A 13,158-nucleotide genomic window follows, 5' to 3' on the forward strand; every position below is an offset into this window, starting at 1 on the left:
TCATGATCCGGCGACAAGCGGATGGAATGAACGCCGCCTCGCTCCCCGCCGCCATGCCTCAGCCGCACATCGTCGATGTGCTGATCGCCGAGCGTGCGCCGCGTCTGACGCGGTCGGCGCTCTGGCCCCTGGTTCGGCCGCCGCTTCACGGCCTGCTCCACTATCGGGCGGCGCGACGCATGGCGGATGCGGTGGCCGACCTGTCCGGGCGAGAGGCGCTGGAGCATGTCTCGGCCCTGCTGTCGCTGCGGACGACGGCGACCGGAACCGACAACCTGCCAGCAACCGGTCGCTGCATCGTGGTGTCCAACCACCCGACCGGCATCGCCGACGGCCTGGCCATGTTCGATGTGGTCGAGACCCGCCGATCGGACTCGATCTATTTCGCCAACGCCGACGCCCTGCGCGTTTCGTCCCGACTGGACGAGATCGTCATCCCTGTCGAGTGGGTGCTGGACAAGCGGACCCGGGAGAAGACACGCCACACCCTCGACGCCGCCCGCGCCGCCTTCGAGGCCGAACGCTGCGTCGTCATGTTTCCGGCCGGACGGCTCGCGCGGCTCGAGAAGGGACGGCTGACCGATCCGGACTGGGCGCCGACCGCGATCTCCCTGTCCCGAAAGTACGGCGCGCCGATCGTGCCCGTGCACATGACCGGCCCCGCCTCGACCCTTTTCCACCTGTTCGACCGGTTCTCGCGTGAGCTTCGGGACATCACCCTGTTCCACGAGATGCTGAACAAGACCGGCAAGCCTTTCCACCTGACAGTCGGCCGGCCGATCCCGCCCCAGACCTTCGGTCCGGATGCGGCCGCCGAAACCCAGCGCCTGAAGACCTTCATCGAGCGCGCTCTTGTCCACGATCCAGAGGCCGTGTTCGCGTGAGCAGCATCGTCCTCTATCTGGCCGACGCCGCGGCCACCACGGCCCTCGGCGAGCGCATCGCCCCCCTTCTCGAACCCGGCGAGACGGTGTTGCTGTTCGGTCCGCTGGGCATGGGCAAGTCGACCCTGGCGCGTGGCCTGATCCGCGCCCTGACCACGCCGGACGAGGACGTGCCCTCGCCCACCTTCACCCTGGTCCAATGGTACGACAGCGATCCGCCCGTCGCCCACTTCGACCTCTATCGCCTGACCCGGCCGGAGGAGGCGTTCGAGATCGGTCTGGACGAGGCCCTGGATATCGGCTGCGCCCTGATCGAATGGCCCGAACGGCTCGGCGAAGACCCGGCTCGCTGGTTGGGGCCGGACCATCTGACCGTCGTCCTCGCCGAAGACGGCGCTTCGCGCCTTGCGACCGTTTCCGGCGCAGGGGCGTGGGAGGCGAAGCTCGAGAGATTGAATGACTGACCGCGAAACCGAACGTCTGGAGTTCCTTGCCGCCGCCGGCCTGGCCGACGCGGCGCGCGCCCCCTTGCCCGGCGACGCCTCGACCCGCCGCTATGAGCGACTGACGCCGCCGTCGGGTCCCACCCTGATGCTGATGGATCAGGTCGCCGCCGCCGAAAGCCCGCCCTGCGATCCGTCCTGGACGCCGCAAGAGCGTATCGCCCACGGCTGGAACGCCACCGCCCGTCTGTCGGCCGGTCGCATCGAGGCCTTCGCCGCCGTCGCGAAACATCTGAGGTCGGCCGGCCTGTCCGCCCCCGCCCTGCCCGCGCTCGATGCGCCCAAGGGGTTGGCCCTTCTGGAAGACTTCGGCGACGCCCTGTTCGCCCGCGTCATCGAGGCCGGACAGGACGAGACGCCGCTGTATCTGGCCGCCGTCGAGGCCCTGGCCCAGCTCCACACCGTCTCCACGCCGGAGGTGCTGCACGGCCCGGCCGGCGACTGGCCCCTGCTCACCTATGACGAGACGGCGCTTCAGGGCGGCGCGGACCTGTTTGTCGACTGGCTGCCGAGACTGGACGACCGCCTGGCTTTCGACGACACCGCCATCGCCGAGTGGCGCGCCGTCTGGGCGCCGATCACCACCGAAGGCGCCGCGAGGGCCTCGGTCATGGCGCACCGCGACTATCACGCCGAGAACCTGATCTGGATGCCGGAGCGCGACGGCGTGCGACGGGTCGGCATGATCGACTTCCAGGACGCCGTTCGCGCCCATCCGTCATGGGACCTTCACTCCCTGCTCCAGGACGCCCGGCGGGACGTGCCCCCCGAACTGGAGACCCTGGCGCTGGACCGCTATTTCGCCCTGCGGCCGGAGCACGACCGCGACGACTTCATGCGTCTCTACGCCGGCCTCGCCGCACTCAACCAGGCTCGCATCCTGGGGATTTTCGCCCGTCTGATCGCGCGCGACGGCAAGCCGCGCTACCGTCAGTTCATGCCGCGCATGTGGGCCCATCTGAACCGCAACCTGACCCGGCCCGGACTGGAAGGCGTCGCCGTCTGGTTCGACAGACACGTCCCCTCGGAGTTGCGCGCATGACCGGTCCGAAGACGGCGATGGTGCTGGCGGCTGGTCTCGGCACCCGGATGCGTCCCCTGACGGACGACCGGCCCAAGGCCCTGGTCGAGGTCGACGGCCGCGCCCTGATCGACCATGTGCTGGACCGGCTGGCCGACGCGGGCGTCGAGAAGGCCGTGGTCAACGTCCACTGGTTCGCCGATCGTCTGGAAGGCCATCTGGCCGCGCGCGGACGCGGTCCCCGGATCATCATCTCCGACGAACGCGCCGAACTTCTGGAAACCGGCGGCGGTTTGAAGAAGGCCCGCGCCCTGCTCGGCGACGATCCCGTCTTCGTCGCCAATATCGACAGCGTCTGGATGGACCGGAGCGAGACGCCGGGAGGCGCCCTCAACGACCTGATCCGTCTGTGGGACCCGCGACGCATGGACGCCGTCCTGCTGTTGGCCCGACGCCAGGGCTCCATCGGCTTCGAGGGCGACGGCGACTTCTTCCTGGGCGACGACGGCGCCCTGACTTTCAGGGGCGAGGCTCCATCCGCGCCCTACGCCTATATGGGGGTCCACATCACCCGGCCTGACTATGCCGACGGCGGGCCTGACGGTCCCTTTTCCCTGGCCGGCCTGTGGCGGGCGTCGGCGCGCCAGGGACGCCTGTTCGGCTGCGTTCTGGACGGCGACTGGATGCATGTCGGCGACCCCCAGGCCCGCGACGAGGCCGAGGCGAGGCTGGCGACCGCGCCGTGACCCGCGCCTTCGATCCTTTTGCGGGCGACGGCCCGTGCTGGTTCTCCATTCCGGCCCACCGGCCGTTCCTCGACGACCTGGCCGCCGGAGTTCTGGCCTGGCTGGGCGAGGCGCCGCCCGAGACCCTGTCGGATGCGGTCATCCTCCTGCCCAATCGCCGGGCCGCACGATCGTTCGCGGCCGCCTTGTCGAAGCAGGCGGGCGACCGGCCCATTCTGCTGCCTCAGGTCCGGCCGCTGGGGGATCTGGAAGAGGACGAACCGCCCTTCTCGCCCGGCTCCGTGGGCCTCGACCTGCCCCCCGCCATCAGCCCGCTGAAACGCCGGTTCGAGCTGGCGCGGATGATTGTCGAGGATTTCGACCGCGATCTCGGCCCGATGCGCGCCCTGGAACTCGCCGACAGTCTCGGCGGCTTCCTGGACAGTTGCGCCCTGGAGGAGGTCACGGACTTCAGCCGCCTCGACGACCTGGTCGACGCCGACCTCTCGCGGCACTGGCAGGACAGCGCCCGCTTCCTCGGGCTGGCTGTCGAAGCCTGGCCCAGGCGACTGGACGCCATGGGCCTGATCGACCCCTCCCGGCGACGGGCGAAACTGCTGCGCCTTCTGGCTGACCAGTGGAAGTCCGATCCGCCGACCGGTCCCGTCATCGCCGCCGGCTCGACCGGCACGGCGCCGGCCGCCGCCGATGTGCTGAACGCCGTGGCCCGCGCGCCCCAGGGCTGCGTCGTCCTGCCCGGTCTCGACCTCGATCTGGACGCCGACGCCTGGACCCTTGTGGCGGAGGACGAACAACATCCCCAGAGCGCCCTCCATCGCCTGCTGGACCGGCACGGAACCCCGCGTGAGGCCGTCCGCCCCTGGTTCCGCGAGCCGGTCGATTCGTCCGTGGAACGCCTCGGCGTCGCGCGCCAGAGGCTGCTCAACGAGGCCCTTCGTCCGGCCGACGCCACGGCCGACTGGCGCGATCGCATCCGCCTGCTGCGGGACCAGGCCGCGCCCGAGACCGGGGTCGACCCCGTCGCCGCGGGGCTTCAGGGCCTGTCCGTCGCCACCCTCCGCACCGAAGAGGACGCCGCCGCCGCCATCGCCCTCATGATGCGGGAGACGCTGGAAGCACCTGGTCGAACCTGCGCCCTCGTCACGCCCGATCTCGACCTCGGCCGCCGCGTCGCCGCCCGGCTGGAACGCTGGGGGATCACGGCCGACAGTTCCTCCGGCGCCCCGCTGCTGCGGATGCCCGCCGGCGTTCTGATCGACCTCTGCGCCCGGTTCATCGCCGATCCGCTCAAGCCCCAGACCCTGCTCGGCCTGATCAAACACCCGCTGGTCAAACTGGAAGAGAACACGTCGCGCGCCGCCTCGGCCTTCGAGCGCCATGCCTTGCGCGGGCCTCGCCGTCGGCGCTGGAGCGACCTCTCCAAACGTCTCCTCGCCGCGGCCCAGCCTCGCGAGGGCCAGGATCCGCCCTCTCCCGCCCGGCTGGAGCGCCTGGCAGATGCTCGCCGCCTGACGGAGAGGCTGGAGGCGCTTTCAACCGCCGCCCGCGCCGCCTTCGCCATCGACGACATCGCCACGACCGACGCGGCCGCCTCCGACCTGGTCCGCCTCACCGAAGTCCTTTGCGGGACGGAACTCTGGGCCGGGCCCGACGGCGAGGCGGCCGCCGCGCTTCTGACCGGACTGATCGAGGCCGGTCCGTCCCTGGGACCCGTCACCCGCGCCGAATTCGCCGAACTGATCCACGGCCTGCTCGGCGACCAGACCATCCGCACCGGCGGCGCCGACCAGCCGCGCCTGCGTATCCTCGGGGCCATCGAGGCCCGTCTCGTCCGCGCCGACCGCATGATCCTGGCCGGGCTGGAGGAGGGCGTCTGGCCCCAGGCGGCCCCGACCGACCCCTTCCTGTCGCGGCCGATGCGCAGGGCCTTGGGCCTGCCCCCGCCCGAACGCCGCCCCGGCCAGTCGGCCCAGGATTTCGTCCAGGCCGCCTGCGCCGAAGAGGCGATCCTGGTCCACATCGAACGTCGGGGCGGCCAGCCCGCCGTCCGTTCGCGCTGGCTGTGGCGGCTCGACATGCTGGTGCGCGGCGCCCACGACCCGGACAGGACGCCAGTCGCCCTGAACCGCCCCGTCGGTCTGGCCGAGACCGCCCGCGCCCTGGACGCCCCGCCGCCCGGACAGGCTCGCTACGCCCGCCGGCCCGCGCCCACACCCCCGGTCGACCGCCGTCCCCGCGAGATGCCGGTCACGGGCGTCGAGCGCTGGGTGCGCGACCCCTACGCCGTCTACGCCCAGCGCATCCTCGGCCTTAAGGTGCTGGAGCGGCCAGGCGCCGACGCCGAGGCGATGGCGCGCGGAAACGCCATCCACGCCGCCGTCGAACGGATCGTCCTGACCTGGCCCCACGCCCTGCCCGACGGGTGCGAGGACCAGATCGAGACTTTCATCCTGGACGCCATGCAGGAGGCGGGCTTCGAGGATCACGCCATGGCGCGCGAGGCCCCGCTGGCGCGCAACTGCGCCCGCTGGCTGGCCGTATGGGAGCGGGAGAGGCGCGCGCGAGGCGCCGACCTGCTGATCGAAAAATCGGGCCGCATCACCCTCGACGCCCCGGCCGGTCCCTTTGTCCTGACCGCCCGCGCGGACCGGATCGAACTCGACGCCGCCGGAGCCGCCGTCATCGATTTCAAGACCGGCTCGACGCCCAGCGTGAAGCAGGTGGTCCAGGGTTATTCGCCCCAGCTGACCCTCACCGCCGCCATTCTGGCCGCCGGCGGGTTCGCCGACGCCCCGCCCACGCCGGCGACGGACCTCCTCTATGTGAAGCTGACAGGCCGCAAGACGCCCGGCGTGGTGCTGGATGTGTCAAAGACGTCCAAGACCCAGCCCCTCGGCGCCGCAGACCTGGCCGAGACCGAGCTGGAAAATCTCTGTCAGTGGGTCGCCCGTTTCGATGAGGAGGCGACGCCCTACGCCGCCTGGCTGGCCCCGCAGTTCATGGGGACGTTCGGAGGCAACTACGACCATCTGGCGCGGGTCTGGGAATGGCACGTCGTCGGCGGCGAGGACGAGGCGCCCGAATGATCCGCTCGCCTTCCGACCTCATCGCCGAGGCCCGTGATCATCAGGTGCGGGCGGCCGATCCCGACCTGTCGGTCTTCGTCACGGCCAACGCCGGATCGGGCAAGACGACCACCCTGGTGGACCGGGTGGCGCGTCTGCTGCTGCGCAACGTCCGCCCCGGCGAGATCCTCTGCGTCACCTACACCAAGGCCGCCGCCGCCGAGATGCAGGCGCGGCTGTTCGAGAAACTGGGTCTGTGGGCCGTGGCCGACGACCGGGAACTGGCCGCCTCACTGGCCCGGCTGGACGGACGCGATCCAGCGAGCCTCAGCGGCGCCGACCTCTCCGAAGCGCGCCGCCTGTTCGCCCGCGCGCTGGAGACGCCCGGCGGGCTGAAGATCCAGACCATCCACGCCTTCTGCGAAAAGCTGCTGAAGCGGTTCCCGCTGGAGGCCGGGGTCTCCCCCAGCTTCCGCGTGCTGGAAAACGAAGCCGCCGTCGCCCTGTCGCATGAAGCGCGCGAGGACCTGGCCCGCGAAGCGCTGAAGGACGCCGACGGCGCCATCGGCCGGGCCTACGCCCATTTCGCCGTCGAACTGGACTGGGGCGCCTTCCACGACCTGCTGGCGAAGATCGAGGCCGAGCGCGGAAATCTCGGAGCCTATATCGACCGGGTGGACGCCGGGACCGCCCCCGGCCCCCACGCCCTGACCGGCGCGGATCCCGACCGCAGCCCGGCCGATATCGAAGGCGATTTCCTGGACTGGATCGACGGCGCCGAATGGGAACGGGTGGCCGACGCCATGGCGACCGGCTCGTCCAACGACCAGAAGCTGGCCGCCGCCATGGACGGGGTCTCGCCCGGCGGCTGGTCTGTCGCCGCCATGGCGCCGGTCTTCCTGACCACGGCGGGCGAGCCGCGCAAGTCGATGGGCACCAAATCCGCTCCGTCCTGGGCCGTGGATTTCCTGACCGACCTCCAGCTGAAATACTTGGCCGTCCGCGACGCCCTGCGCGCCGCAAAAGTCGCCGACGACACCGTCAAGGCGCTGACCCTCGCCCGCGCCCACGCGGCCCTCTATGAGGCAGCCAAGCGCCGGACCGGGGCGCTCGACTTCGCCGACCTGGTGGCCCGGACGGTCGAGCTGCTGACCCGGAAGGCCAACGCCGCCTGGGTCCTGTTCAAACTGGACGGCGGCATTGAGCACGTCCTGATCGACGAGGCCCAGGACACCGCTCCCGAACAATGGGAGATCTTCAAGGCCCTGACCGAGGAATTCTTCGTCGGCGCCGGAGCCGAACGCCGCCGGCCGGCCCGCGAGGACACGCCCGCCCGCAGCGTCTTCGTGGTCGGGGATCAGAAACAGTCGATCTACTCCTTCCAGGGCGCCCGCCCCGAACGGCTGTTGAAGGAAGCCCAGACCTACGACCTCCAGATCAACGCGGCGGGCGGCGTCTTCCAGCAGGTGCCGTTGGCGACCTCCTTCCGGTCCACGCCGGAGGTCCTCGGGTTTGTCGATGCGGTGTTCGACAATGAGACCCGCGCCATCGCCGTCTCGGGCGATCAGGCTGACCGTATTCTCCATGCCGGGGCCCGCGCAGGGCAGCACGGCGCGGTCGATCTGTGGCCCCTGTTCGAAGATCCTGCGACCGAGGACCGGCCGGCCTGGAACGCGCCGGTTGACAAGGAATCCCGTTTCAGCGGCCGCAAGCGTCTGGCCCAGGCCCTGGCGCGCGACATCAGGCGACAGGTCCAGACCGGCGTCGCCGTCCATGATCGAGGCCCAGACGGTCCGTGCCGACGCGCCGCGCGCTACGGCGACTATCTGGTTCTGGTCCGTCGCCGCGACGCCACCTTCGAGGAGATCATCCGGGCCCTGAAGACCGAAGGCGTGCCGGTCGCCGGCGCCGACCGGCTGAAACTGTCGAGCCACATCGTCTTCGACGACCTGATTTCCGTGGCCCGCTTCGCCCTCTATCCCGAGGACGATCTCAGCCTGGCGGAGGTGCTGCGCAGCCCCCTGTGCGACGTCACCGACTTCGGCAATCCGCACAGCCTCTATCCGCTGGCCGACGCCGCCGAACGCCAGGGGCGGTCGCTGTGGAGCGAACTGACGCGCCGCGCCGATGAGCATCCGGAATGGCGCCTCGCCCGTGACCTGCTGCAGGCGGCGATCGACGATCGCGAACGCGATCCCTTCGCCTTCTTTTCGGGCGTGTTGAACCGGGTCGATGCGACCGGCCTGTCGGGGCGCGGCCGCATCCTGATCCGTCTCGGCCGTGAGGCCGAGGAGGCGATCGACGAAACCCTGGCCCAGGTCCTGGCGGCCGAGGGACGAGGGGGCGTGGATCTGGAGACCTGCCTGTCCCTGCTCGAAGCGGCCGACGTCGAGGTCAAGCGCGAGATGGAGGGCGCGCGCGACGAGGTTCGCGTCATGACTGTGCACGGCGCCAAGGGGCTCGAGGCGCCGATCGTCATCCTTCCCGACACCACCTCGCGGGCCAAGCCGCAGGGGCCGAGCCTGATGCCGGTCGCCCTGGGTCCCGACCCGGATGACGGCGAGGGCTGGCTGATGTGTCCGGGCGCCAAGGGCGACGATTGCGCCGCCTCGACCGGGGCGCGTCAGGCGCGGATCGACCGCACCGACGCGGAGTCCCTGCGGCTGCTCTATGTCGCCCTGACCCGCGCCCGCGACCGGCTGGTGGTCATGGGCCGCGCCCTGAAGCGACCCGACACAGGGTTCGAGGAGGGCAGCTGGTGGGCCGTCATCTCGGAAACCCTGCAGCGTCTGGCCGACCGCGAGCCGGGCGCGGTGCGCGACATCGGCGACGGCGTCCTGCGCTTCGGCGTCGATCCCGGCGAGGCCCCGCGCAGCACGCCCGTCGTCACGGAAGCCGTCGCCGTTCCGGCCTGGGCGCAGACCCCGCCGCCGCCCGACGCCTCGGCCCGTTTCGCCTCACCGTCGAAGATGGACGAGACCTTGAGGATCGCGGCGCCCTCGCCCTTGGCCGTCGCGGCCGGGGGACTGGGCCGGTTCCGGCGCGGCGACCTGATCCACCGCCTGCTGGAGCGGCTGCCCGACATCGCGCCCTCCGACCGGCCCGACGCCGCCCTGCGTCTGCTGGCCCGCGAGCGCGACCTGTCCGACGACCAGAGGGCCGAGATGATCGCCGCCGCCTTCGGCGTCCTGGACGACGCCCGGTTCGCCCCCGTCTTCGGCCCCGGCTCCCGCGCCGAGGTCGCCCTGACCGGAACCGCGCCGGAATTGCCGCCCGGCGTCTCCGTCTCGGGCCGGATCGACCGGCTGGTCATCACGCCCGACCGGGTCCTGGTCGTCGACTTCAAGTCCAACCGCCCCGCCCCCGACCGCATCGAGGACGCCGACCCCGCCTATGTCACCCAGATGGCGGTCTATGCCGCCGTGCTGCATCGCCTCTACCCCGACCGCCCCGTCGAGGCCGCCCTCGTCTGGACCGACGGGCCGAAACTGATGGCGGTTCCGCAGGCGCTGATGGACGCCGCCCTTGCAGTGCGCTGACCGTCCCCCACATCTGCGACGAACCGGTGGAATCAGATACGATGATCCATCCCTGAGAAACGATCGCGCTCAAGTAGTGAGGCTCCGCGAGCCGAACGTAGCGCCCAACCTGCGCCTCCGAAGGAGCAAAAACATGCCCACCGTAAAGATCACTGACGACAGCTTCGACGCCGACGTCCTCAAGTCCGACAAGCCGGTGCTGGTCGATTTCTGGGCCGAGTGGTGCGGTCCCTGCAAGCAGATCGGCCCGGCCCTGGAACAGCTGTCCGACGAACTGGCCGGTCAGGTCACCATCGCCAAACTGAACATCGACGACAGCCCGATGACTCCGTCAAAGCTGGGCGTGAAGGGCATTCCGACCATGATGCTGTTCCGCGACGGGCAGCTGGCGTCGCTCAAGGTCGGCGCCATGCCCAAGGGCAAGATCGCCGAATGGCTGGCCGAGGCCGGCGTCTCGGCCTCCGCCTGAGGCCGCTGGGCCAAAGTCAGAAGGCGGCGGATCGCTCCGCCGCCTTCGCCAATTCGATCAGAACTCGCGCCAGCTGTCGCCCGGATCCCGCTCGCCGGGCGTCGCCTGCTGCTGGCCCCAGGAGATGATCATCAGCACCTTGTGGCTGCGGATGCGGTATTCGCCGATCATCGGCGTCACGGCCCCCAGCGGCGCCCCGGTCTTGCCGTCATAGAGAAAGCCCGAGAACTCGGCCACGCCGATGCGGTCGCGCCGGCTGTAGACCGACAGCTCGGGGATCGAGACGATGTTGAAGGCCTCGTTGATCGGCACCCGCATGTCCGGCAGGCCGACCACCCGCCGCATCTGCTCCAGCGACAGGGCCCCGGCCCGAAGCTCGAAGATCGCGTCGGCGTCCTCGCGCCGGCTGGTCAGGGCGAACCCGGCCTCCGACAGGGCCGAACGGATGGAGCTGACCGCATAGGGCGAGTTCTCGCCGCGGAAATAGACGTCGTCCACATAGATGCGCGTCCCCGGCGGCACCGGCAGGATCAGCCCCTCGACCGCCCGATCCGCCGCCCGCGACAGCAGAAGCTGCTCGGTCGCGGTGCGGCCGATGTTGCTCTCTGTCGTCGAGGCGCATCCCGCCAGGACCAGGTTCGCGGCCGCGACGGCCGCCCAGGCTCCAGAACGCATGCCTACCAGCTTCCGGTATTGGGCATGGAGGCCCAGGGCTCGGCCGGCGGCAGGGGCGCGCCCTCCTGCAGCAGTTCGATGGAGATGCCGTCCGGCGACCGGACGAAGGCCATATTGCCGTCGCGCGGCGGCCGGTTGATGACCACGCCCGCGTCCATCAGCGTCTGGCACAGGGCGTAGACGTCATCGACCTTGTAGGCCAGATGGCCGAAATTGCGCCCGCCCGTATAGACTTCCGGATCCCAGTTGTAGGTCAGCTCCACCTCGGGCGACCGTTCGGCGGCCGATCGCGCCTTGTCCTTGGGCGCGGCCAGGAAGACCAGGGTGAAACGCCCCTTCTCGTTCTCGGTGCGCCGCACCTCCTCCAGCCCCAGCAGGGTCCAGAAGCGGAGCGAGGCGTCCAGATCGGCGACGCGGACCATGGTGTGCAGATAGCGCATGACGGCTCGTGGAGAGGCGGGGGGCGGAAAGGCTGTTGCATAGCCTAAGCGGCCGAGGATGTCGAAATCCGGGCCTGCGTCCCGGATTTTGCCGCCTATTCCCCGATCAGGCCGCCGCCCTCGACCCGGACGAAGGCGGCCCGCCCGTTCAGGCCGTCGAACAGGGCGCGCTCGGTGCCGGTCATCACCGCCTGGACGCCCCCGTCCTGTCCCAGCGCCTCGATCTCGTCGAACAGGGCGGCGCGGCGTCCCGCGTCCAGATGCGCCGGCGCCTCGTCCAGCAACAGGATCGGCCGGGCCGCTGTCCCGGACGCCGCCAGCCGCCCGATCTGGGCCAGGATCAGGTTCAGCACCAGCGCCTTCTGCTCGCCCGACGACCCTTCGGCGGCGGGCCGGTTCTTCTGGCGATGCAGGGCCGTCAGATCGGTGCGATGCGGCCCGAACAGCGACCGCCCCGCCGCCCCGTCCCGGGCGCGGGCGCGCCGGAAACCTTCGGCCAGCAGGGCCGCGACCGTCTCGGCCGCCTGCCCCGCGCCCGCCGCCCTCTCGGCCTCTCCGTCCAGCGCAAGGTCGGCCTGGGGGAAGGGCCGATCGTCGCGCGCGTCAATGCCCGCCTGCAGGGTCGCCAGGGCCGTCGCCCGCGCCGTCGCCGCCCGCGCGCCGCTGTCGGCCAGCCGCGTCTCCAGCGCCTCCAGCCAGACCTCGTCCGGCGCCCGCCCGTGCTCGGCCGCCTCGGTCAGCAGCCTCAGCCTTTCCTTCAGCGCCCGCTCATAGATCGCCACCACGGCCGCATGGTCGGGATCGGCGGCGAACACCAGCCGGTCGAAAAACTTCAGCCGCTCGGCCCGCGCGTCGGAGAAGAGCCGATCCTGTTCCGGCGTGGCCCACACCGGCCTCAGCCAGTCCAGCAGCCGCCCCGGCGCCGCCGTCTCGCCTTCGATCCGCACCAGCCGCCGGTTCGACCCCGGCTGCACCCCCGTGCCCAGCCGCACCGGCTCGCCGTCCGCATCCTCGATCGTCAGGGCCACGGCCCACGGCCGTCCCGCCGCCTCGCCTGGCTCCCGCCGCCCCATCTCGGCCGCCGTCGCCCCGCGCAGCCCCTTGCCTGGCGTGAACAGGCTCAGCGCCTCCAGCACATTGGTCTTCCCCGCCCCGTTCGGCCCATGCAGCACCGTCGTCCCCGCCGCGAGCGGCAGAGCGGCGGCTGCATAGGAGCGGAAGTCAGTGAGGGTGAGGGAAGTGATCACGCGCCGATCGCCCGCCAGCGCTCAACTTCGCGGGCCACGGCGGCAACGTCGAGCCAGAAACCCAGTCTGCGCAAACGACCGCCCTCGTCTCGATACGTTAGAATGCCCGCCGCGTAGTCGATGACAGAATAATCGACACGCCTCACGTCCTTCCAACGCACGAAGCGTCCACGGCCGACGACAGGCCGATACAGCATCCCTTCCGGCGACAACAGGAGCCGCTTGGGCCGCAGCATTCCCCCGACATTGAACAGGCCGTAGACGACGGCAACGCCAAGCAGAAGCAGGGAAAAAACTCCTCCTCCCGCGCCAAACACCGCACTCGAAACGAACGCCCCGCTCAAGCTGAAGCCGGCCAGCACAGCATAGCCAACCCGGTTGTCGCCAATGACCAACCGCGCGTCGGGAACGGGTGCCTGACTGTCCAAGATTCCGCTCATCCCGCTGCCTAGCGGAAGATTGGGGTGGGAGAGTGAAGAGTGCTAGTGAGCGAGGCGTGAGCGCAGACCGATCCAACAGCCAGCCGCCCGCTCACTCCTTTGCTCACTGGCACTCCTCACTAATCACCC

11 protein-coding genes are annotated in these 13,158 nt (G+C 70.6%); 7 read left to right on the plus strand and 4 right to left on the minus strand.

Annotation, left to right across the window (positions count from 1 at the left end; all coding sequences use genetic code 11):
- Positions 1 to 26 precede the first annotated feature (26 nt).
- The 7 genes from ACO2Q1_RS05175 to trxA all read left to right on the plus strand — a co-directional run bounded on the left by ACO2Q1_RS05175 (position 27) and on the right by trxA (position 10,227).
- Entirely contained in the window at positions 27 to 884 is an 858-nt protein-coding gene (locus ACO2Q1_RS05175) for a 1-acyl-sn-glycerol-3-phosphate acyltransferase (RefSeq protein WP_423328477.1), read from the plus strand.
- Positions 881 to 1,348, plus strand: coding sequence for a tRNA (adenosine(37)-N6)-threonylcarbamoyltransferase complex ATPase subunit type 1 TsaE (tsaE, locus tag ACO2Q1_RS05180; RefSeq protein WP_423328478.1), 468 nt, complete (start codon positions 881 to 883; stop codon positions 1,346 to 1,348). Before ACO2Q1_RS05175 ends, tsaE begins: the two co-directional genes overlap by 4 nt.
- Positions 1,341 to 2,429: an N-acetylmuramate/N-acetylglucosamine kinase AmgK gene (gene amgK, locus ACO2Q1_RS05185; protein WP_423328479.1), complete on the plus strand. Its 1,089-nt coding sequence runs from the start codon at positions 1,341 to 1,343 to the stop codon at positions 2,427 to 2,429. The genes tsaE and amgK overlap by 8 nt, the downstream gene beginning before the upstream one ends.
- Positions 2,426 to 3,154, plus strand: a complete 729-nt coding sequence (murU, locus tag ACO2Q1_RS05190) for an N-acetylmuramate alpha-1-phosphate uridylyltransferase MurU (RefSeq protein WP_423328481.1) — start codon at positions 2,426 to 2,428, stop codon at positions 3,152 to 3,154. The genes amgK and murU overlap by 4 nt, the downstream gene beginning before the upstream one ends.
- The gene (gene addB / locus ACO2Q1_RS05195) at positions 3,151 to 6,240 is read left to right on the plus strand and encodes a double-strand break repair protein AddB (protein ID WP_423328482.1); all 3,090 of its coding nucleotides are present in this window, start codon (positions 3,151 to 3,153) and stop codon (positions 6,238 to 6,240) included. The genes murU and addB overlap by 4 nt, the downstream gene beginning before the upstream one ends.
- Positions 6,237 to 9,758: a double-strand break repair helicase AddA gene (gene addA / locus ACO2Q1_RS05200; protein ID WP_423328483.1), complete on the plus strand. Its 3,522-nt coding sequence runs from the start codon at positions 6,237 to 6,239 to the stop codon at positions 9,756 to 9,758. The genes addB and addA overlap by 4 nt, the downstream gene beginning before the upstream one ends.
- A gap of 133 nt (positions 9,759 to 9,891) precedes the next feature.
- Positions 9,892 to 10,227, plus strand: coding sequence for a thioredoxin (gene trxA / locus ACO2Q1_RS05205; RefSeq protein ID WP_423328484.1), 336 nt, complete (start codon positions 9,892 to 9,894; stop codon positions 10,225 to 10,227).
- Between the two features lie 57 nt (positions 10,228 to 10,284).
- On the opposite strand, the gene ACO2Q1_RS05210 is transcribed toward trxA, so the two are convergent.
- The 4 genes from ACO2Q1_RS05210 to ACO2Q1_RS05225 form a co-directional block, all read right to left on the minus strand.
- The gene (locus tag ACO2Q1_RS05210) at positions 10,285 to 10,902 is read right to left on the minus strand and encodes a DUF6655 family protein (protein ID WP_423328485.1); all 618 of its coding nucleotides are present in this window, start codon (positions 10,900 to 10,902) and stop codon (positions 10,285 to 10,287) included.
- Positions 10,903 to 10,904: 2 nt separating this feature from the next.
- Positions 10,905 to 11,342, minus strand: coding sequence for a VOC family protein (locus tag ACO2Q1_RS05215; protein WP_423328486.1), 438 nt, complete (start codon positions 11,340 to 11,342; stop codon positions 10,905 to 10,907).
- A 95-nt stretch (positions 11,343 to 11,437) separates the two neighbouring features.
- On the minus strand, positions 11,438 to 12,589 hold the full coding sequence (gene recF / locus ACO2Q1_RS05220; RefSeq protein ID WP_423328487.1) for a DNA replication/repair protein RecF: 1,152 nt from the start codon (positions 12,587 to 12,589) through the stop codon (positions 11,438 to 11,440).
- Positions 12,586 to 13,017: a hypothetical protein gene (locus ACO2Q1_RS05225; protein ID WP_423328488.1), complete on the minus strand. Its 432-nt coding sequence runs from the start codon at positions 13,015 to 13,017 to the stop codon at positions 12,586 to 12,588. The genes recF and ACO2Q1_RS05225 overlap by 4 nt, the downstream gene beginning before the upstream one ends.
- Between the last annotated feature and the right edge of the window lie 141 nt (positions 13,018 to 13,158).

Origin of the sequence: Brevundimonas sp. VNH65 (genome assembly GCF_049445955.1) — a bacterium.
Classification (GTDB): Bacteria; Pseudomonadota; Alphaproteobacteria; order Caulobacterales; family Caulobacteraceae; genus Brevundimonas.

Bases quoted from the DNA above. Each gene is read 5' to 3' on its own strand.
- ACO2Q1_RS05210 (WP_423328485.1), bottom strand. From the start codon at position 10,902: ATGCGTTCTGGAGCCTGGGCGGCCGTCGCGGCCGCGAACCTGGTCCTG.
- amgK (WP_423328479.1), top strand. From the start codon at position 1,341: ATGACTGACCGCGAAACCGAACGTCTGGAGTTCCTTGCCGCCGCCGGC.
- addA (WP_423328483.1), top strand. From the start codon at position 6,237: ATGATCCGCTCGCCTTCCGACCTCATCGCCGAGGCCCGTGATCATCAG.
- murU (WP_423328481.1), top strand. From the start codon at position 2,426: ATGACCGGTCCGAAGACGGCGATGGTGCTGGCGGCTGGTCTCGGCACC.
- trxA (WP_423328484.1), top strand. From the start codon at position 9,892: ATGCCCACCGTAAAGATCACTGACGACAGCTTCGACGCCGACGTCCTC.
- ACO2Q1_RS05215 (WP_423328486.1), bottom strand. From the start codon at position 11,342: ATGCGCTATCTGCACACCATGGTCCGCGTCGCCGATCTGGACGCCTCG.
- ACO2Q1_RS05175 (WP_423328477.1), top strand. From the start codon at position 27: ATGAACGCCGCCTCGCTCCCCGCCGCCATGCCTCAGCCGCACATCGTC.